The sequence below is a fragment of the Saliterribacillus persicus genome (genome assembly GCF_003337485.1).
Taxonomy (GTDB): Bacteria; Bacillota; Bacilli; order Bacillales; family Amphibacillaceae; genus Saliterribacillus; species Saliterribacillus persicus.
This window is the reverse complement of record NZ_QPJJ01000002.1, coordinates 279,775-301,195: the sequence shown is the minus strand read 5'-3', so window position 1 is coordinate 301,195 and position 21,421 is coordinate 279,775. Positions and strand designations below refer to the sequence as shown.

Below are 21,421 nucleotides of genomic sequence, written 5' to 3'. Positions count from 1 at the left end.
TTTTTAAATAGAATGCATATGAAAAGTCTGGAGATGTTTCAAATGGGGAAAAAGGAGAATTTAGAGAATATTGATCTGTTGAAATCGTTAGAGCAGCTTATGGAAGACTTTAGTATACCTGATTGCCTACGTGAAAAGACAATTAAAATTCTCGAAACGAAAAAAAAGACGATGTCGGATGAAGAAGTTTATCGTTATTTAGAGCAGCTAGGTAGTGAGGAAATTAATACACTTCCTGTTGATTTGATGAATGAAAAATGGCTACAGTCCGTATATGCATCAGATTCAGAATGGGTGGAAGAGGAAGTCGATTTTTTTGTTAAGGCTAGCTACGAACCTTTCGATGAAAAGGTAGAAGCGAGTCCACCACTGATTAGAGGTATGAGTCAAAATGCACAAAAGAGCTACATAGCGATAAGTTCGAATTTGTTTAATATTTTTTCTCAAATCGATGATATTTTTTATCAAAAGAAAACAACTAAGCCGACAAAAAATGAGGATGATTTCTCCACTCCTAATAAGGTTTCGCGTTCTTTAAAAGTAGTTTTTGGCAATATCCTCATGCTTATCGGTTACATTTTTGCTTTGGTAGCGTTTATACTCTCAGGCGAGGAAGGGATGGGTGCATATCTTACCATATATTTATTCATGGCGATGCTGCCATTTTTGATTGGACTGTTCCTTCTTAAGGATGTGACGCTTAAAAACTTTTATAAGCATACTGTATTTCGGGGTTATTTCTATCTTTCTTTCATCGTTCCGATTGCATTTATGATCCTAATTAATTTCGATCAATGGAAAAAAGATTTATTATACGAACCTGATTTTATATTATTACACTTAGCCTCCAATGAATGGATAAGTGTAATTGAATACGCACTGTTCGCGATTTTGATAATATCGACAGGATATATCATCTTTCAAAGAAAACACTTGAAAAAGTTACTCTTAGTATTTAGCATTTCCTTTATTATATTTGCTGGTGTGCAATACGTGAGCTTTAAGGATTATCAGGCGATTGCAACCGATGGGGTGATACATTCTAGCTTTGGTTCCAAAGAGACGTATGAGTGGGGAGAAGTAGAAGGTGTTCACTTATATGGAAAAACAGAATCCTTCGGTACAGGAACTTCAAGAAGTGAAGAATTTAGGTGGAGTTTTGAATTTCACATGGAGAATGGAGATACTATTTTATTTGATCCCTTTAGTTATAGAGAAGGCCCGATTGAAGAATCTATAAAAATAAAAAATAAGATGGAGACGGAGAACATTCCAATGAAAATTGAGCCATTAACGGAAGAAGACCGTACTTTACTAGAAGTAGGCATGGATTATGAAGAAGCGGAATTAAAAGAAGAATTTTTCAAGCTATTTGAAATAGACAGCTTTTAAAACCATAGTGGAAAATTTGTTATTCAAGGTCATTGTTTTAAAGGGGGTTAAATAGTGATTAAGGGAAAAACAAAGAATATTATGGGGATTCTCTCAATCGTCACTGTGGTAGTATGCATCATTTTTTTCTTTGTAGTAAGGGGCCCGAATGTGAATTTGCCTTTGGTTATTGGCGTTCTTATATCGTTTTCCGTACTAGGTATAATCTTTGCTATAATATCTAAGAAACTTTGGTTTATGATAACGGGAATCATATTGAATAGCGCAGTGTTAGTAGTTGCTTATTTGCTTTTAATTGCAGTAGGAATAAGTGAACCATAAAGAAATATTCAACCAAAGAGAGGTCAAAATCATCAATTACATGAAAGTTTAATATAAGAATTGAACATCTAACAAGAGCTCCTCTTAATAGAATTTTGAGGAGCTCTTGTTAATTTATGGTCGTCTCCAAATTAGTGCTGCGAACCAGGTTGAACAAGTATATACAGGATTTCTATATTAACTGTTTGATAAATGACTCTTAGCAGGTATGAGATTAAACAAGACTGAAAAGGGGAAGGGGTCTCCGTAAAGAAAAATGTGTTGCATATAAAATTTAAAGATAGGAACAAACTAGAAATAAAACATTAAACAAAAATGCACATGTGGGACCGGATTCAAAGTTATAAAGAAGCTCATTTATTTATTACTACTGAAATGGTTTATAAGCCTTGTGGATTTAGCACGCTACTATAGTTGGCAGGGGTAAACTCGATATAAATTCAAACCTTTTTTCCTAAAAGTGGGTAAAGGGTTTTGTATTAAGCTAGGATTATGCAAATTGTTGTTCGTAAGAGAAGGGAGTCAATAACTCATTAGCTCATCTGTCATTATTATCATTTTTATTATATCAGCGATTATTTCTGCATTTTCTGCTGTGCGTTTAGCGACATATGCGGATTATATTAGTACCGAAACGAAGATGGGAGGATTTTTAGCCGGAACAATCCTTTTAGCGGTAGCAACCTCGCTGCCGGAGTTAACGACTACCGTGTCTGCAAGTATTATTGGCAATGCTAATATCGCCGTAGGAAACGGATTAGGTACGATCATGTTTAATATTTTTATTTTGTTTATCTTGGATATTCATTTTCGAAAAAAACGGCTATTTCTTCGCGTATCCGACGATCATCTCTATACCGGGCTTATTGCACTTATACTATGTATCATTTCAGCTGTAGGGCTTGCAGTTAACTTTTCATTTACTGTTTTCAATGTAAGTATGACCAGTTTAACTGTTATTTTAGTATATTTCATAGGAATGAGACTAACTTCTAAGAAGCAAAATAGTGAATCTGCCTTATCGAAACCAGAACCGAAAGCGAAGCCTAAGAAAATGTCTTTAAACCTAAAAAAAGCAGTAACAGGGTTTGTATTATATGGGATTATTATTTTGGTTGCCGGTAGTGCCCTTGCTATTTCAGGTGACGAGATGGCTAAGAGTACAGGCTTGAGTGGAACACTGATTGGAAGTATTTTAGTTGCGTTTACGACCTCTATCCCTGACGCCATGAGTACCTTCACGGCATTAAGATTAGCCAATATAAATATGGCGCTTGGTACCATTCTTGGTAGTAACCTTTTTAATGTTTTAGTGGTAGCAATTGGTGACGGATTCTATTTTGACGGTAGTATTTGGGAAGCTACCAGTGACGACATCATATTTATAGCGTTAGTTAACTTTTTCCTGACAGCAATCATTATGCTGATTATTAAAAGGGATCGTACGCTCAATACCTTTACGTACATTCTACCTGCTCTATTAGCTGTAATTAGTTACTTGGCTGTAGTGGGATATGTTATTTTTGGTTAATATTTGATTTAGCCCCTTCTATGATACAGGTTGAAGGGGCTAAAACTTTGACATCTATGTCTAGAAAGAGAGCTTCATGAAATAAAAGTGTTACCTTAAGAAAAAAGCAACTGAAAAACCAAATTTCACTTTTCTACATTTTGATAGAAGGAACCAATACATCAAAAAGACACTTTAATATATATCGATTCATCGTTCATTTAAAAAACATAACTATCTTTTTGTAATAGGTACCATAATAAGTTCTTTATAAGCCTTTTCTAATGTATTACCATTAAACGAAGAAAAGGCACTCATTCAGAGTACCTCACTCTACTTCTTCAATAATTATCATGCTTTACAAACTTTCACCTTTGAAATCATTCTGCCGTCTACTTCGTCAATTTTAAAAATGAATCCTTCATATTCTATGGAATCAGTATCTCCAACTGCAGGAATACGCCCAATCTGAGCAATGATAAACCCACTCAGTGTTTCATACTCTTCAATCGGAAGGGCTACATCAAAATAGTCTACAACCTCATCCAAGTCTACACTGCCGTTTACGTAGAAGGTGTTCTCATCAATTTTTGTGATATCTGTAATAACCTCATCATCTTCATCAAAGATCTCACCTACAATTTCCTCCAGCAGGTCTTCTAGGGTTACAATCCCGGCCGTTCCCCCGAATTCATCTATTATGATGGCGATATGAATTTTATTTTGCTGAAAATCTTTAAATAATTCATCCAATGTTTTAAACATGGGAGAGATATAAGGTTTTCTACAAAAGTCTATCACATTAAAATCATCTGTATTATTAGAACTGTTCAAATAATGGATGAGGTCTTTGGCATGCAATATGCCAACAATGTTATCAATACTGTCTTCATAAACCGGCACTCTTGAAAATTTTTCTTCGTCAACAACAGATACAACCTCTTCTAAAGATGCATCGGAAGGAAGGGCAATAATTTCCGTTCGATGCGTCATAACCTCACTTACCTTAACTGCCCAGCGCTTTATCGTACCTTGGATAATTTTATTCTCATCTTCTTCAAAGACGCCTTCTTTTGTACCCACATCTGCAAGCATTGCTAATTCTTCTCTACTTGTAGTTGTTTGATCATCAGTAGAGTTTTTGGATATTATTTTTGTAATGAATTCTGAAATGATCACCAATGGATATGTAATATAAATTAAGAATTGAATAATTTGTCCAGATACTAGAGCCATACTCTTCCAGTATCGTGCCCCAAGTGTTTTTGGAATAATTTCTGAAACAACAAGGATTAGGATGGTAAGGATTGCTGAGACCACACCAAAATACGCCTCGCCAAATACTTTAGTTGCCTGCGCCCCAACACCGGACGCACCAACTGTATGGGCTATGGTATTAAGTGTTAGAATTGCGGAAAGGGGTCGATCCACATTATCTTTCATATGAAGAAAAACCTTGGCACGCTTGTTTCCATTCTCTGCTTTTACACTCAAATACGAAGGGTTTGTGGAAAGAAAGACCGCTTCGAGAATAGAACAAAGAAAGGACACACCTAGAGCCAAGAATAAGTAAAAAAACAGAAGTATCATAAAATTAGCTTAACCTCTTTCTCATTAGTATAAATCTACTAGAATTTTTATAACGTTATTATTTAATATAGCAAAGTAAAAAACTCTTTACATAGTTAATTCTTTAGCCATACATCAACTTACTGTGTAAGATTCCCTATCATGCTAAAATAAAACCTTTTGCCATGCCTCAATGAGAGAAATTGTGTCTGCATAATGATTTGTGTACAGCCATTCTACTTCTTTTTACAAAATCGCTTAGGTTTTTAAATTTATTAATCTAAAATTTGAGTAAATCAATTGTTAATTTTATCTGCAACGGGGTAGAGAAAAGTAATACTTTGTTAGAGAAGAGGGATGAAAATGAGTGTGTATTCGATTGGACATTACAATCATTCAAAAGATGAATTTTTAGAGATGTTAAGAGCTAAAGAAATTGATTTTGTAGCAGATGTTCGCACTATTCCAGGAAGCAATAGAAGCCCACATTTTAATAAAGATCAATTGAAAGAATGGTTAGAGGAGGCGTCCATTACATATTCTCATTTTCCTAAGCTTGGTGGGAGGAGAAAGATGTCCACTGAAGTTGGTGAAGTTTTAAATGAAGGTTGGGAAAATCAATCCTTTCATAATTATGCGGATTATACGCTGACAGAGAGCTTTAAAGAAGGTATCGATGAGTTGAAGTTCCATATAAAAGATCATCGCGTGGTATTAATGTGTGCCGAACGCCATCCATCAAGATGTCACCGACTAATTATTAGTAATTATCTGCAAGCGAATGGTTATAACGTAACCCATCTATTACCTAGTAGAGAAGGAAAGGTGAAAAGTGTAGAACATGAATTAGGAGAATGGGGAGCTACACCTTTGATTGAAAAGGATAGGACGGTTGTTTATCCGAAATTTTAAAAATAACAACGAAGCCTCATTGTAGGATGAAAGGATTGGTAAGCACGCTTTCATTCTGGTTATGATACAATAAAAAAGATCTGAAAGCCATACATATCACGCCCTACAATCCAATTATGATTTTGTTATTAACCAAATTAAAATGAAACTACAACATGACCAAGTTAATCTGAAATTCAATTTTCCGTTTATTGTTACTTGTAGATAGAAAGAAGCAATTATTATTTTAAATAACGCTTGAAGCCTATAAAGCCATATTGAAATAGAGGGGGCACACCCGTTGAAATTAGAAAGACTTTTATCCATCATCATTTTATTGCTGAATCGTCGTATGGTGCAGGCGAAGGAGCTGGCAGAGAAATTTGAGGTCTCCATTCGGACCATCTACCGAGATATTGATGCCATTAATGCAGCTGGAATTCCGGTAGTTACCTACCAAGGCACTAACGGTGGAATCGGTATAATGGAAGGTTATCGACTAGATCGTAATATGCTAACGAATGACGAACTGGCTACGATTGTTACAGCACTTCAAAGTATCTACAGTTCTATCGGTAAAGAAGAACATCACATTCTCATGGAAAAGATTAATAGTGTTGTTTCGCCAGCAGATGCCGGAGAATTTCAACATAAAACAAACCGTGTGCTAGTCGACTATTCTCCTTGGGATGGTATGGAAAGGCTGCAACCGAAACTAAAACTATTAGAAGCTGCAATAGATTGCTGTATGTTAGCAACTTTCACCTATTCAAATGCAAAAGGTATCATTTCCGAGCGTAAAGTAGAACCACATATCCTTATACTTAAAGGGCGACAATGGTATCTAAAGGCATATTGTACGGAGAAGCAGGATTTTCGCCTATTTAAACTAAAAAGGATGAAAGAACTGGATCTAGATCGAGAAAGCAGTTTTCTTCGTCGCGAATTACCTACACAAGAATCGAGTGAATACAAAAGAAGGTTAAATACATCCAAGGTGCCAGAAATCGTCTTGCGTTTTCGAAATGAATCTCGTCATTTAGCGGAAGAATGGTTTGGCGTTGAGGAATTAACAGCAATGAGTGATGGAAGTTGGCAAGTGAAGAAGGCGTATCCAGAAGATGAATGGCTATATAGTTTTATTCTCAGTATGGGTCACCATGTTGAGGTCTTAGAACCCCTTCATTTGCGGGAAGTTATCGCAAATCGTGCGGAACAAATTGTGAAATTGTATAGAAATAACGTTATTACCTGACAAACAGTTGTCAGGTTTATTGTTTTATACTAATCTCATTCCAAGTAAAAGGAGAATGATTAGTGATGAAACAAAATGACTTAGTAGGAAATAAAAAAGAAAGTTTGAATGAGGGGAAAGGGAGCTCATCCGAAGAGAAGAACATTGGACCACACTTGAAACCAAATCGTATCGAAACCCTACCTTCCTTTACGCTGGCTGGAATTAGTGCGGTCACTTCTAATGAAGCTGAATTAAGAAACGACGGGAAAATTGGCCAATTGTTTGAAAAGTTTTTTATTGAAAATATTGCTGGCGAATTAGGTGCTGATATAAAAGAGAGTGGGCATTATAGCTGTTACTTCGATTATGAAGAAATGGATCTTGGAAGCTATGAAGTAATGGTTGGAGTTAAGGTACAAGATGAGGTACAAGTGCCCGATCTTGATAGCATAACAACTTTTACTGTTCCTGCTGCAAAGTATGCAGTATTTGTGACAGAGCGTGGACCGATTATAGAAGTAGTGCAACGTGCATGGGCTAACATTTGGCAATGGTCCAGGCAAAAAGGGGTTGAGCGAGCATTTACAGGTGATTTTGAATATTATCCAAATGGTATCGATCCAAATGATGGGCAAGCAGAAATATATATCGCGATAAAATAGCTAGTTTGATGCGGTTCATATCTTAGCATGTTTGAAGGTAAAGGAGAGACAACAAATGCAAGTGAAAGAATAGTCTCTCTGCACTTTCTTCTATTTAAAGATTTGAAAATCGTAAAAGATTATAAAAATAAAGAGGGGTGACTGATTTATGTATCCAATTGAAAATTCCAAGGTTGAAGCAATATTCAAACAGTATCCTGCAAATATTCAAAAGAAGCTATTGTTTCTTCGTCAACTAATTTTAGAAACAGCTGTAGAAGTAGAAAATATCGAAAAAGTAGAGGAGACACTAAAATGGGGAGAACCTAGCTACATCACCAAAAAGGGAAGCACAATTAGGATTGGTTGGAAACAGTCATCCCCAGAGCAATATGCGATGTATTTTAATTGTAATACAAACCTTGTTGAAACCTTTAAAGAAATATTTGGAGATTTATTCAACTATGAAGGAAATCGAGCGATTGTCTTTTTGGAAAATGAAGAGATACCAGTAGATGAATTAAAACAATGTATAGTATTAGCTGGCACTTACCATACACGAAAACATCTACCCATGCTGGGGATGTAACAACTGAAGGATGAATTAATCATAATAAAATCATCGAAATCATCTCAAAACTCTATAAGTGATAATTGTTTTTTTAATATTCTATTTGAGAGATTGAAATAGGAGTAAATCTAGGAAAAGAAAAATGAGTTTTTGTATTTAATCAATTCTCTTTTAAATATTTGGAATGCTTTCTATTTAAGTACAACACCTTTTGTAAGCATATTCTTAAGCCCAATCGAGAGTATTCCACCAATAATTCCAAACGGTATTAGTCCTTCCATGATGATATTAAATTCAAATCCCCCAGAAGCATCTGATCTGAAATTATAAATCGTAAAAAACTCCTTCCACAATACAACGTTTTCTATTTGCTTGATATATAGCAAAATGCTAAAAATAAGTAGTAAGACTACACTAATTGAAACTGTTAGTAAGAAACCACCAATAAAACTTAGAAAAGATTTTTTCATACCAAATCCCTCACTTTCAAAAAATAAATAAACTTCAGAAGCGATTTTTAATATAGGTGCTAACAATTTTACTGATAAACAGTAAAAATATACCATAAATAGATCCTTTTTGTAAGTGACTACCAATAAGATTTCGAATAGGAAAATAATTACAGGAAATAAAAAATGCTATACACCACATATAATAGATGTATAGCATTCCTTTATAAAGCTTTGAATTATTTTCATTCGATCGCTTTTCTATTATTATCAAGTAAACTGAATAGTTAGCCCAGTTTACATGTTTTTCTTTACTTATCAACTTTCACTAGTAGCTTCCCAATATTATTTCCTTCAAATAAATCAAGGAAAGCATCCGGTATATTATCGAAGCCATCAATAATTGTTTCTTCGTATTTAAGTTTACCATCTTGAAGCCACTTAGCAAGTGCTTCAGACCCTTCGGCTAACCGGTTCGCAAAATCCCCTACTGTAAAACCCTGCATTAAAACACTTTTCTTAATAAGTGTCGTTTGGATACGCGGTCCAATATCCTCTTCTTTCAAATTATAACTTGAAATTGCACCACAAACAGAAATTCGTGCATACTTATTTAAATTCGTGTGAACCGCATCAGATATCTCACCACCAACATTATCAAAATATACATCTACACCATTCGGGCATGCTTTTGCGATATCTTCTTGGAGATTAGTGCTAGTCTTATAGTTGATCGCTTCATCAAAATGCAATTCTTCTTTTAGGTATTGATTTTTTTCATCGGTACCAGCTATTCCAACAACACGCGCGCCTTTTATTTTAGCAATTTGACCGACAACGGAACCTACAGCACCGGCAGCTCCAGAAATAACAACAGTTTCCCCTTCTTTAGGTTTACCAATATCAAGCAATCCGAAATATGCGGTCAGTCCTGTCATTCCTAAAATCCCTAAATAAGTAGAGATGGGTGCTATATCTTTATCTACTTTTCGAACTTCGTCTTGCTTCGCTGTATAATAACTTTGCCAGCCAAAGCTTCCTAAGACAATATCACCTTGTTCAAACTGATCTGATTTAGATTCCACTATTTCCCCGAGAGCCCCGCCACCAAGTACATCATCTAATTGGTATGGTGGAACGTACGATGGTGCATCAATCATTCTGCCACGCATATAAGGGTCTACTGATACATAGAGGGTGCGAATCAAGACTTCCCCTTTTTCAGGCTTAATAATCTCTGTTTCAACAAATTTGAATGTATCTTTATCCGGCAATCCTTTTGGTCGCTTTGCTAAAAGAATTTTTTTATTTATAGTCATGCAGTTCACTCCAATTCGTTATATTTAAGCTTCTTCCTTAAAATAACAGAAACGAACTCCAGACAAAAGTTACTTGCTTCCCAGATCGTTCCATTCCGAAGTTATACCTTTTATATCACGAGTGCTATGTTGATTTTCCCTTAAAATAGTTCTTGAAGTCGCTTAGTTTTTGTGATCTAAGTTGGATGTGGCATATAGTGATTAACCTTATTCCCATGGATAATTTTTATGATTTTTTAAGCAAAAATTGAGAAAGTCCAACGTTAATTCTTTCCATGAAATTTTTAATAGGAAAGATAGAGATAAAGGAGCGCGCAATCTGCCGCACTACCATCCTTTAGGGTCAAGATTGGCAGTACCAGTACAATCTTTGGGTGAGAAACATAAAAAGAAAATAAAATTATCCAAAACAAGTCCCACAAAGTAAGCTGTGAAGGATTTAAAAGACGAATGAATATATCGAATGGGCCATCCTTAAACGATCAAAAAAAAGCTGGATTAAGTCCAGTAGAATACCGAACACAACCCAGCCGATTCATGAAATAATCAATACTTTAACTTTTAGTGGGAGCCACTAAGAAACTCCTCCCATATTGCATAAAATAATAATGAGAAACTAGCTCCAAACCCAATAATTATAGATTACAAATACTACATGTTTCATTCCATATGCCACTTATTTATTATTACAAAACCAAACATTTCAAATAAACCTGTTAAGATTAAAGAAATCCTTTCCATTAGAACTTAGCACCATATAAACAGTAATTTGATATTATAGGGTTGTAAAACATTCCACTTAACCTATATTCCGATATAAATTTACTCCATATTTATTTACTTTTTAATAATGGAATATATTAGATTTAACGGACTCAAAAAACAAACTTTTTTTCAAGAGTTCTTTTTCCTTATCTTCACGAATTACATTACGCCACTCTAAATCTCCTCGATCTAAAGATCGAATAAGAATTTCCGCTGACCCCATATTTGTAGCTAACGGTATATCATACACATCACATAGCCTCATTAAAGCAGATATACCCGGGTCATGTGGTTGAGGTGTTAAAGGGTCACGAAAAAATATAACCATATCCAACTCGTTATTAGCTGCCATTGCCCCTATTTCTTGGTCACCACCAAGTGGACCTGAGCGAAAGAGGTGGATGTCTAACTTTACTTTTTGTTGAATACGAGCACCTGTAGTACCAGTTGCATATAAATTGTGCTTTTCCAGGTACCGTTGATATGCTCTTGTAAACTGTATCATTTTTTCTTTGCTATTATCATGGGCAATTAAGGCGATATTCATCTTTTCCCTCCTTGTTAATTTAAAAAATACCTTTGAACCAATCCTTAAAACGGAAGATTAAAATTGATCCTTGACTTGATGCAAACACTAAGTTTCTAATTTAAAATAATTCCTTCAAATATTGAATTTTTTCCATTCCAAACTTCCAAAAAAATGCGATTACGTGTCTCTACTCTTCGTATTAAAATGATTTACCATAACTAATTTATCAAGTTCCACCCCCCACACAATTCGTTTATATTACTACTTTAACAAGAACCCACTTATTAATATGGTGTTTCAGTGATGTTTTTGGTTTCATCAGAACTTTTTTTATTGCTATCTAGCTATAAATTTCCTTACACCTTGAATATTAATTGTAAAACCTCTGCTTTTCAGTCCCTATATGATACTTTCGAGAGATTATCTATGCGATACTGTTGCATGACCAAATGAAAAAAATGGGACTTAAAAGAATAGAGCAAATAAATTCCCCGACATTTTTATTGTAAATACAACAAATATGAGTTAAATTAAATACATATTATTTTTATTGCAAATACAACAAATAATTAATGGTGGAGGTATTTATGAAAGACATTCTTCGAGAAATAGGAATAATAGCGAGGGCACTAGATTCAATAAGTAATATAGAATTCAAAGAACATGAACTTACAAAAGGACAGTATTTGTATTTGGTGCGAATATGCGAAAATCCAGGAATCATTCAAGAGAAGTTAGCTGTGTTGATAAAAGTAGATCGAACCACAGCAGCTCGTGCAATAGAAAAGCTGGAGACTAATGGATTCATAGAGAAAAGAGCAGATAAAGATAATAAAAAAATAAAAAAACTATTTCCTACAGAAAAAGGAGAAAATACTTATCCTTTTATAAAAAGAGAGAATGATTATTCTAATACCGTTGCATTAGAAGGATTTTCTGAGAAAGAAGCAGAGACGGTCTTCGGTCTTCTTCAAAGAGTAAGAAAAAATATAGAAAAAGACTGGGAATTTGTAAAAAAGGGAAACAAGCGGAATTATTGATTTAATAAAGGAGCGACACATTGATATGGAAGTGAAAATGAAAAAGTGTGGTCATGGAGATTTAAAACTATTACAAGAAATAAGTATTGAAACATTCAACGATACGTTTAAGGATCAGAATTCACCCGAAAATATGAAAGCTTATATCCTAAGAGCGTTTAATTCTAAACAATTGGAAAAGGAATTATCCAATATCTCTTCAGAATTCTTTTTCATTTATTTTAATAATGATTTAGCTGGGTATTTAAAGGTTAATATTAATGGTGCTCTATCAGAAGGGATGGATGATGAATCACTAGAGATTGAGAGGGTTTATATAAAGAAAAAATATCAAAAACATGGCCTAGGTAAATATTTGTTAAATGAAGCTATAGAAATTGCGCATGAACGTAATAAAAAGATAATTTGTCTCGGCGTATGGGAGAAAAACGAAAATGCGATAGCTTTTTATAAAAAACTGGGATTTGTTCAATCGGGTGCCCACTCTTTTTATATGGGTGAGGAAGAACAAAAAGATTTTATAATGACCAAAACACTTAACTAACTTTTGAAAGGTGGATTTTTATGTACATTCCAAATCACTTTAAGATTAATGATGAAACAACAAATTACGAGATTATAAATCAACATAGTTTTGCTACTCTGATTTCTCAACATAGTGGGATGCCATTTGCAACGCACTTACCGTTAATATTAAATAAAGAAAATACATACTTATATGGACACTTTGCTCGTCCAAATCCTCAGTGGGAAGATCTCAAAAACCAGACAGTACTAGCTATTTTTCATGGTCCTCATTGTTATATCTCTCCATCATGGTATGAAACAAATAAAGCAGTTCCAACATGGAACTATGTAACAGTACATGTATATGGAGAAATTGAGCTTTTAGAGGCTGAAGATGAGTTAAAAGATTCCTTAAATGAAATGGTATTAAAATATGAAGACCCTGATAGTTCTTACAGCTTGCAGGATTTAGACACTAAGTTTCTTCAGGGTATGAGCAAAGGTGTTCAGGGGTTCAAAGTAAAGATCAAAAGAATAGAAGGGAAATCTAAATTAAGCCAGAACCATTCCATAGAGCGACGAGAGCGGGTTATTAATCAATTAGAACAAATTTCAAATACTGATGAGAAACAGATTGCCACTTTAATGAAGGCAAATTTGAAATAAAGCTTCTCAAGGGTTAGCTAACTTGAAAAAATACTTTTTCTTTAAATAAATGTGTAGCAAAAGCTACACATTTATTTTCATTCTGTAAGTTTGAATATTTATGGCGCAGTACCCTCAATTTTGAAGGAAAGATACCTAATGTGAAATGGATAAGTTAAAAGTAAACACTGCCCAGGGTTACTTTTTCTCAAGTAAATGATGCTTTTCTCTATATTGTTTTGGAGTTATTCCTACTGTTTTTTTGAAAACTTTAGTAAAGTAACTTTGGTCATTATAATTTAAAAGAGAAAAAATCTCTGAGATTGGAGTTTTGCTGTAAGCTAATATTTTTTTTGCTTCGTCTATTTTTTTCTGTTGAATATATTCGTTAACAGTTATTCCTACTTCTTTCTTAAATAGACGCGACAAGTATTTAGGGTTTAGTTCAACCTTATTAGCTATATCGTCATGGCTAATTTCTTCATAAATATGCTTGAAAATATAATCTTTACAAACGGTAATCGTCCTAGAAAAACGTTCATCATTGACTTGCTTGACTTTTTCAGTATACGTAAAAAGAACGTCTTTGGCTAAACTTCTAATGTCATCTAATCTTTTCAATTCCTCCAGTTGTAGAATAAATCTATCATGTAAAGAAAAAGCAATTTCTTCGTGAAGTCCACCTTCAATAGAAGCTCTAGAAACTAAGGTAATTAAAGTAATGATATGATATTTGACTGATCGAAGATAACTAGTTTTGGAAAGAAGGTTATAATCCTCTTCTTCTTTCACAATAGGAAAACTCTTTAACTCCTCCACTCTACCTTCTCTAACAATATATAGAATTTCTTTTTCGAATAGATGATCATGATGAAAGACGTTAGATTGTAAATTTTCTGATACAGCTAAGTCAATTTGTTGGTTTTTTTTGTTTTCTTTAACGCTTTCGGCAGATTCAGTTATCACTACAGATTGCGGAGAAAGTAGTTTGTTATTAAATAGGAGATTAGCAAATAGACTTATATTTATTAATTTATCGGTTCCAATTATCGGTAAAGATTTGAAATACCTAATCACTTTTTCTTGATAAAAAAAAGCTTCCCAGTCATTGATAATGCCACTTATCACATCTTCAGATAAAGTAAAGGGAAGAGAAGGACCTATAAGCAATGTCCCCAGAAGTACTTCCTCTTGAAGCACACTTATTAATACAAGTTTTTCGGAAAATGCAGATTTCTTAATTACTGGAAAATGCAAATTTTTACTAGGATTTAAGCTCAATGGGTTAAAGAGCATATCTTTTTGATTTTCATATAGAGGGTTTGGTCCAACAGCATTGTCATCTTTATGAATAACCTTACCTTCAGGGTTGACGAAGAAAACAGGTAAATCAAATGTTTCTTTTAAGAGGGTGCACTTGTCTTCTATGGAGTAATTGTCGTTATTAATCAGAACCATCTCCTAAAAAAAGCTTGTTTGTACTTAATTATACTAAAATAGTCACGAAAATACCATAACAATTTAAAAAGCAATGTTAATATAACATGAAACATAGTTAGTAATGGTTAAAGTTATATGGATTCTGATAATAGAGATAAGTAAAATATGTAAACGCTTTATATAGTATTTATAATTTTTTAAGGAGAGTTGGCAGTATGAATTATAAAAACCCAGTACTTAAAGGCTTTCATCCAGATCCTAGTGTGTGCAAAGTGGGTGGAGATTATTATTTAGTCACTAGTTCATTTGAATACTTCCCCGGAATACCGATATTTCATAGCAAAAATTTAGTTGATTGGGAACAAATTGGTCATGTACTGACACGTGAAAGTCAGCTACCACTAAAACGTCTCCATTCTTATACGGTATCGCAGGGAATATATGCCCCAACCATTCGCCATCACAAGGGACGATTTTACATAATCGCATTAAATGTAACAACTCAAAAAAATTTTTATGTATGGGCAGATCGTGCAGAAGGCCCTTGGTCAGAACCTGTCACGATTGATGGGTTTGCAGGGTTTGATCCATCTCTGTTTTTTGATGATGACGGTAAAGTATATCTTACCGCGAGTGCTTTTCCTGGTTTTGGTCCTGAAGGGATATTACAAGCGGAATTAGATATTGAATCAGGACAACTAGTAAGTGAAAGTAAGTTAATTTGGGAGGGAACAGGCGGAAGTTCTCCTGAGGGTCCTCATTTATATAAAATTAATGACTGGTATTACTTATTGGTTGCGGAAGGTGGAACAGAATATGGACATATGGTAACAATTGCTAGAAGTAGAAATGCAAATGGCCAATTTGAAAGTAGCCCAGATAATCCAATCCTATCCAATCGAAGCACGAAGCTGACGATTCAAGCAACCGGTCATGCTGATTTAATCGAAGCCACTGATGGATCTTGGTGGGCGGTGTTCTTAGGTTTTAGACCTGTTAAAAGCACCAAAGTTCATCATCTAGGTCGTGAAACGAATCTAGCTCCTGTTGAATGGTCTGAAGAAGGATGGCCAATAATTGGAGAAAATGGCCGGGCTAAAGTGGAGCATGATTCAAAATTACTTCCACTAGGTAATCCTACTCCATGGCAACAAAAAGAAGAGTTTGATAATGATTCACTCTCACCAGTTTGGAATTTTTACCGAAATCCACAGAAGAATTCTTGGTCACTAACGGAAAAGAAAGGAGCGTTAACACTGCATGGTCAGGCTTGCTCACTCAATGATTTAGAATCACCTGCTTTTATTGGTCGTAGACAGCAACATTTCAACTGTGAGGTTTCTACATTGATGGAGTTTATTCCAAGAAATGAAGGAGAAGAAGCTGGATTAACGATATTTATGAACGAAAATCACCACTATGAAATTGCCAAAACATTGAAAGATGGAAAATCTATTCTTCTATTTCGTCGTTGTGTCGGAAGTTTATGGAAGGTAGAAAAGGAATTGGAGTATGACGATTCTAGCGTCGTGTTGACAGTAAAGGCAACAGCTATGGACTTTGCTTTTAGCTTTACAAAAACAAATGGTGAAATGGAGTTGTTCGGTAGAGGTGAGACGTCCTTGCTATCTACACAAGTTGCTGGAGGATTTACTGGTCTATATTTTGCAATGTATGCAACTGGAAATGGAAAGGTATCGACTGCACCTGCGCATTTTGAATACTTCGATTATATACCTGGAGATGAATAATAATGTTATAGCATCATTAGCTCTTTCTTATACAGGTAAGTGAGTGGGAAGGCTTTGAGTTTGAAGGGGGGAAGTAAGGCGATGCAGGTGACGTCAGGTGCTAATCAAAAGGCTTCTTTTAAAGAAGATAGAAGACTTAATGTACAGGAGAAGATAGCAGCTGCGCTTGGAGGTATGACAGGGGTCCTTCATACACAAATGATTTCTATGTTTATTCTATTCTATTATACAGACGTCATGCAAATAAACCCTGGATATGTAGCAGGTTTGTTATTAATTAGTCGTATTGTTGGGGCAGCTTTAATACCACCTTTTGGGATTGTAGTAGATAAGGTATCAACTCCATGGGGTAAGTATGTTCCGTGGTTTATGATCTTAGGTGTACCGATTGCTATATTTGGTTGGTTAACATTTACGGATTTCAACTTTGGTCCTACTGGAACGTTAATCTATGCTACAGTAACTTACTTAATTTATAGTATATTGGTTTCCATCAAGGCCGCGCCGTTTAACGCAGTTCCCCCTGCTATTACGAAGCGAGTGGATGACAGAGTTTCTTTAGGGCAATATTCTTATTTTGCTATTATGATTGCTGCAATTATCGTAACAACGGTAGCTCAACCAGCTTATAAAGCTCTTGGTGGTGGTGATGACGCGAGGGGTTTCTCTTTCCTGATGGGATTGATAGCAATATTTTGTATTTTAGCTTCCATTTATCAAGTTCGTACTTTAAAGGAAAGGTATGTTATTAAACCTAAAGTAGAAGAAAAGAACGCATCGACTAAAGAAATGTTTAGAGCTGTATTTACTGATAAAAACGCTGTAGTTGTCTATATATATGTATTAGCAATTTCGTTAGCAACGGGTATCCGTTCAGCTATTATGATTCACTATTTTAAATACTTTTTTAATAATGAAAGTCTAGTAGTTATATTTGGAGTGACGAGTTTAATACCGACTATCATTGGCGTTATGATCAGCGGGAAAATAATTAAACGTTTTGGTATTAAACCTGTAATTCTTGCTTGTACAGCAGTTAATGTAATAACTACTGCTGCTGTTATGGTTATTCCTGCTACTTCTAGTGGTGTAGTAATCTTTTTTACTACACTAGCTCTTGCGAATATGTTTATGGGGCTTGCTACTCCAGCTCAGTCAACTATGCTGCCGGCTGCTATGGACCATACAGAATGGAAGACTGGAATAAGTATAAATGGGTTTATGGGTTCGTTCCAAGGGGTTATGCAGACAATTGCGATTGCTTTATCAGGTTCGTTAGCAGCAGTAGCCTTGTCTATGATTGGCTATGTACCGGGTGCGGAGCAAAGTAACGAGACCATTTTTGGTTTGAAAGTGTTAATGGGGCTTATTCCTGCAGTTATCTTCCTATTTACAGCGTCTGTTGCATGGTTTGACATCACGGAGGAAAAACAGAATCAAATTGCAAAAGAACTTGGAGAACGAAGAAGAAAAATAGAAGCTAATCAAAATTAGCACTATGTTTATCTAAGCAAATAATTTAAATACACTTTTGTAAGGTATGTAAGACTATATGAAAGGAAGGATTAATAATGAATAAATTCAATGATGATTTTATGATGGGAGCTGCTACTGCAGCCCATCAAGTAGAGGGAAACAACGTTAATAGTGATTTTTGGGCGATGGAGCAGGTTCCTTACTCCATGTACAAAGAACCTTCGTTAGAAGCTGTTGATCATTACAACAAATTTAAAGAGGATATTCAGCTGTTAGCTGATGCAGGATTGAACACATATAGATTTTCCATAGAGTGGGCGCGAATTGAGCCTACTAAAGGTAATTTTGATAAGACAGAGATTGATCATTATAGAGAGGTTCTAGAGTATTGTTATCAAAAGAATGTAACGCCTATTGTAACGTTGCACCACTTTTCTTCCCCAAAGTGGTTAATTATAGAAGGTGGATGGGAAAGTGAATCAACCGCTGAATACTTTGAAAATTATACTCGTTATGTAGTTTCGGAATTAGGCAATTTAATTCCTTATATTTGCACAATTAATGAAGCGAATATGGGTAAACAAATTGCAAAGATTATGAAAAGAATGACAGAAAGTAATGGGAATAATCAATCGCAGAAAGTAGAAAGTGGAGATGTACAGGTTGGACTTAATGTGGATATGAAAGAGAAAATGGAGAACTATTATCGAGCCTTGGGTGAGGCCTTTGGTATGGACCCTAGAAATATACAGACGTTCCATAATCCTCGAACTGATAATGGTGAACGTATTATTATGGAATGTCATGAAAGAGCGAGAAGTGTCATTAAAGAATTAAAACCAGAAATTAAAGTTGGAATCACACTTTCCCTTTATGATCATCAAGCGTTACCTGGAGGAGAAAAATTCGTAGAAATAGAACAACAAGAGGATTTTTTCGACTATCTTCCGTATCTAAAAGAAGATGACTTTTTAGGTGTTCAAAATTACTCCCGAAAAATTCATGGACCAGATGGTTATGTAAAAGCGGATGAACATACTAGATTAACTAAAATGAATTATGAATATTATCCAGAAGCATTGGGGAATGTTATACGATTTGTTTCTCAGCATTGGGATAAACCAATTATTGTAACAGAAAGTGGCCTATCAACCGATCACGATGAGGAAAGAATTGAGTTTATAGAAAGAGCATTAACCGGTGTCCATGAATGTATAGAAGAAGGTATAAGTGTAATTGGTTATACTTACTGGTCACTACTAGATAATTTTGAATGGCAGTTAGGTTATGAACAAACCTTTGGACTTATTGCTGTTGATCGTTCTACTCAAACAAGACATCCAAAGGAGAGCTTATTCCATTTAGGAAATATTAAAAAATCTGGATTAAAAGGATAAGGAATAATTGTCCGGTTATGAAAAAATTACACCTTTAATGAAAAGGTCAAGATAGGGGTTAAACAAAGATGAAAGTTCTAGACAAGGTTATCGTTGTTACAGGAGCTGGAGGAGGAATTGGACGCGAATTAGTCCTTAACCTTCTTTCCAAAGGTGCCCGAGTAGCTGCGGTAGATATTAACGAAACTGCACTCGAGGAAACAGTTAAACATGCTGGGGAAAAACGCGAAAAACTATCCACACATATTGTGAACTTAACAGATAGAGAAGCTGTGGAGGCATTACCTGAGCAAGTGATTGATTATCATGGAGCGGTAGATGGCATCCTTAATAATGCAGGAATCATTCATGATTTTGTAGATATCAATGATCTTGATTACGATAAAATCAATTTAGTAATGGATATTAATTTTTATGGAACACTTTATATGACAAAGTCATTTCTTCCGTATCTATTAGAAAGATCAGTCGCGCACATTACAAACGTTTCAAGTATGGGGGGATTCTTACCTGTTCCTGGCCAATCTATTTATGGAGCATCAAAGGCTGCTGTGAAATTAATGACAGAAGGACTATACGCTGAGCTTAAGGATACAAATGTTAATGTAACGGTTGTATTTCCAGGTGGTGTGGGCACAGATATAATGAAGAATTCTGGTGTTGAAGGTGCTGAAAAGACAGATGCAAATGAAAAAGATATGGCACAATTATTAACACCTAAAGAAGCAGCAGAAATCACTATCAATGGAATTGAAACGGATCAATACCGCGTTCTTGCTGGTAAAGATTCAAAAATGATGGATAAACTGTATCGATTAAAGCCGAAGCTGGCGGTTGGAATTATTGCTAAGCAAATGAAAAAAATAATAAATAAGTGATGTTAATTACTTGATGATGACGTTTTTGTAGGATGCATACAAATTTCTTTATGAAACTATTGATTTTTCTAGAAATAAAAATTGTGCAAGGCTTTTTAAATTTGATGGCCATTGGAGGATAGGTATGACTAATTTTTTAAGTGTAAAAGACAAAGTTGTGATAGTAACGGGTGCAGCCGACGGTTTAGGCCAGGCGATTGCTAAATGCTATGGTGAAAATGGAATGAAAGTTATTGTATCTGATATTAATGTTGAAAAAGGAACACAAACTGAACTTGAAATAAAAGAGCTGGGAGGAGAAGTGAGATTTTTCCCTGCAGATGTAAGTGATGAAGCACAAGTTAAAAAACTTATTAACTTTGCTATGGATACATATGGCAGGTTAGATGGCATTGTCAATAATGCAGGTATCTCAGCTGATAATAGACCAATGCATGAATATTCATTAGCAGAATATGAACGCTTAATGAGTATTAATTTAAAGGGTGTCTTTTTAGGGATGAAATATGGTATTGAAGCTATATTGAAATCGAAGTCACCTTCTGGTTTTGTTCTCAATATTGCATCAATGGCAGGTATTGAAGGAAATAGTGCAATGGGGGCATATGTTGGATCAAAACACGGTGCAGTAGGATTTACAAAAACCGCGGCACTAGACTATGCAAAATATAATATTACAGTAAATGCGATATGTCCTGGTACTTTCCGTACGTCGATTTGGGGTGACGCATCAGAAGAAGTAATTCAGCAATATGCAAATGTTTTTTCTCCGAATGGTAGATTAGGAGATTCTAAAGAAGTAGGTTATCTTGCTTTGTTCCTTGCATCAGATTTAGCTAGATATATTAATGGTGCAGTTATTCCTATTGATGCTGGATCTGGGGCAGGTAAAATCACTCCTGTGACATGGGAACATCCTGAAATTTTAGAATAAAGTTTTTTCTTGATAAATAATCTAGGAATAAAAAACTGATACTAATAGAATATGAAACACGAAATATTTTACGCTTAAACGAAAGATGAAAGAAAAAGAACATATATAGACTAGGGATATATTTCTTGTGATATTAAAAAAAAGTAACTTTTAAAGCGC

Annotated in this window: 19 protein-coding genes; 14 read left to right on the top strand and 5 right to left on the bottom strand. The window is 34.9% G+C overall.

What is annotated here, in order from left to right; translation table 11 throughout:
- Nucleotides 1–42 precede the first annotated feature (42 nt).
- Together DFR57_RS03540 and DFR57_RS03530 are read left to right on the top strand one after the other, a co-directional pair.
- The gene (locus tag DFR57_RS03540) at nt 43–1,392 is read left to right on the top strand and encodes a membrane-associated sensor domain-containing protein (protein WP_114351770.1); all 1,350 of its coding nucleotides are present in this window, start codon (nt 43–45) and stop codon (nt 1,390–1,392) included.
- Nucleotides 1,393–2,245: 853 nt separating this feature from the next.
- On the top strand, nt 2,246–3,244 hold the full coding sequence (locus tag DFR57_RS03530) for a sodium:calcium antiporter (protein ID WP_114351769.1): 999 nt from the start codon (nt 2,246–2,248) through the stop codon (nt 3,242–3,244).
- Nucleotides 3,245–3,574: 330 nt separating this feature from the next.
- On the opposite strand, the gene DFR57_RS03525 is transcribed toward DFR57_RS03530, so the two are convergent.
- A complete protein-coding gene (locus DFR57_RS03525) occupies nt 3,575–4,813 on the bottom strand; it encodes a hemolysin family protein (RefSeq protein ID WP_114351768.1) in 1,239 nt (412 codons plus the stop codon).
- Between the two features lie 342 nt (nt 4,814–5,155).
- Between DFR57_RS03525 and DFR57_RS03520 the strand changes: the two genes are divergently transcribed.
- From DFR57_RS03520 to DFR57_RS03505, 4 genes are all read left to right on the top strand, one after another.
- On the top strand, nt 5,156–5,704 hold the full coding sequence (locus DFR57_RS03520) for a DUF488 domain-containing protein (protein ID WP_114351767.1): 549 nt from the start codon (nt 5,156–5,158) through the stop codon (nt 5,702–5,704).
- Nucleotides 5,705–5,984: 280 nt separating this feature from the next.
- Nucleotides 5,985–6,938: a helix-turn-helix transcriptional regulator gene (locus DFR57_RS03515; RefSeq protein ID WP_114351766.1), complete on the top strand. Its 954-nt coding sequence runs from the start codon at nt 5,985–5,987 to the stop codon at nt 6,936–6,938.
- 65 nt (nt 6,939–7,003) lie between these two features.
- Nucleotides 7,004–7,582, top strand: coding sequence for a GyrI-like domain-containing protein (locus tag DFR57_RS03510; protein WP_114351765.1), 579 nt, complete (start codon nt 7,004–7,006; stop codon nt 7,580–7,582).
- A 148-nt stretch (nt 7,583–7,730) separates the two neighbouring features.
- Nucleotides 7,731–8,150, top strand: coding sequence for a DUF1801 domain-containing protein (locus tag DFR57_RS03505; protein WP_114351764.1), 420 nt, complete (start codon nt 7,731–7,733; stop codon nt 8,148–8,150).
- A gap of 173 nt (nt 8,151–8,323) precedes the next feature.
- Here the strand turns inward: DFR57_RS03505 and DFR57_RS03500 are convergent, their stop codons facing one another.
- The 3 genes from DFR57_RS03500 to DFR57_RS03490 form a co-directional block, all read right to left on the bottom strand.
- Nucleotides 8,324–8,602, bottom strand: coding sequence for a hypothetical protein (locus DFR57_RS03500; protein WP_147269765.1), 279 nt, complete (start codon nt 8,600–8,602; stop codon nt 8,324–8,326).
- Nucleotides 8,603–8,892: 290 nt separating this feature from the next.
- Entirely contained in the window at nt 8,893–9,900 is a 1,008-nt protein-coding gene (locus tag DFR57_RS03495; RefSeq protein ID WP_114351762.1) for an NADP-dependent oxidoreductase, read from the bottom strand.
- A gap of 844 nt (nt 9,901–10,744) precedes the next feature.
- Complete coding sequence (locus tag DFR57_RS03490) at nt 10,745–11,212, bottom strand: methylglyoxal synthase (protein ID WP_114351761.1); 468 nt, start codon at nt 11,210–11,212, stop codon at nt 10,745–10,747.
- 569 nt (nt 11,213–11,781) lie between these two features.
- On the opposite strand from DFR57_RS03490, the gene DFR57_RS03485 reads away from it, so the two are divergent.
- Genes DFR57_RS03485 through DFR57_RS03475 form a run of 3 tightly spaced genes read left to right on the top strand, consistent with a single transcriptional unit; the run spans nt 11,782 to nt 13,407 of the window.
- Nucleotides 11,782–12,234, top strand: a complete 453-nt coding sequence (locus tag DFR57_RS03485; protein ID WP_114351760.1) for a MarR family winged helix-turn-helix transcriptional regulator — start codon at nt 11,782–11,784, stop codon at nt 12,232–12,234.
- A 25-nt stretch (nt 12,235–12,259) separates the two neighbouring features.
- Nucleotides 12,260–12,778: a spermidine/spermine N(1)-acetyltransferase gene (paiA, locus tag DFR57_RS03480; protein WP_114351759.1), complete on the top strand. Its 519-nt coding sequence runs from the start codon at nt 12,260–12,262 to the stop codon at nt 12,776–12,778.
- Between the two features lie 20 nt (nt 12,779–12,798).
- The gene (locus tag DFR57_RS03475; RefSeq protein ID WP_114351758.1) at nt 12,799–13,407 is read left to right on the top strand and encodes an FMN-binding negative transcriptional regulator; all 609 of its coding nucleotides are present in this window, start codon (nt 12,799–12,801) and stop codon (nt 13,405–13,407) included.
- 177 nt (nt 13,408–13,584) lie between these two features.
- On the opposite strand, the gene DFR57_RS03470 is transcribed toward DFR57_RS03475, so the two are convergent.
- Nucleotides 13,585–14,844, bottom strand: a complete 1,260-nt coding sequence (locus tag DFR57_RS03470) for a helix-turn-helix domain-containing protein (protein WP_114351757.1) — start codon at nt 14,842–14,844, stop codon at nt 13,585–13,587.
- Nucleotides 14,845–15,041: 197 nt separating this feature from the next.
- Between DFR57_RS03470 and DFR57_RS03465 the strand changes: the two genes are divergently transcribed.
- From DFR57_RS03465 to DFR57_RS03445, 5 genes are all read left to right on the top strand, one after another.
- On the top strand, nt 15,042–16,577 hold the full coding sequence (locus tag DFR57_RS03465; protein WP_114351756.1) for a glycoside hydrolase family 43 protein: 1,536 nt from the start codon (nt 15,042–15,044) through the stop codon (nt 16,575–16,577).
- Nucleotides 16,578–16,658: 81 nt separating this feature from the next.
- A complete protein-coding gene (locus tag DFR57_RS03460; protein WP_114351755.1) occupies nt 16,659–18,071 on the top strand; it encodes an MFS transporter in 1,413 nt (470 codons plus the stop codon).
- 77 nt (nt 18,072–18,148) lie between these two features.
- Nucleotides 18,149–19,450, top strand: a complete 1,302-nt coding sequence (locus tag DFR57_RS03455) for a glycoside hydrolase family 1 protein (protein ID WP_114351754.1) — start codon at nt 18,149–18,151, stop codon at nt 19,448–19,450.
- A 68-nt stretch (nt 19,451–19,518) separates the two neighbouring features.
- On the top strand, nt 19,519–20,328 hold the full coding sequence (locus DFR57_RS03450; RefSeq protein WP_114351753.1) for an SDR family NAD(P)-dependent oxidoreductase: 810 nt from the start codon (nt 19,519–19,521) through the stop codon (nt 20,326–20,328).
- A 124-nt stretch (nt 20,329–20,452) separates the two neighbouring features.
- Nucleotides 20,453–21,262, top strand: a complete 810-nt coding sequence (locus tag DFR57_RS03445) for an SDR family NAD(P)-dependent oxidoreductase (protein WP_114351752.1) — start codon at nt 20,453–20,455, stop codon at nt 21,260–21,262.
- The last annotated feature ends 159 nt before the right edge of the window (nt 21,263–21,421 follow it).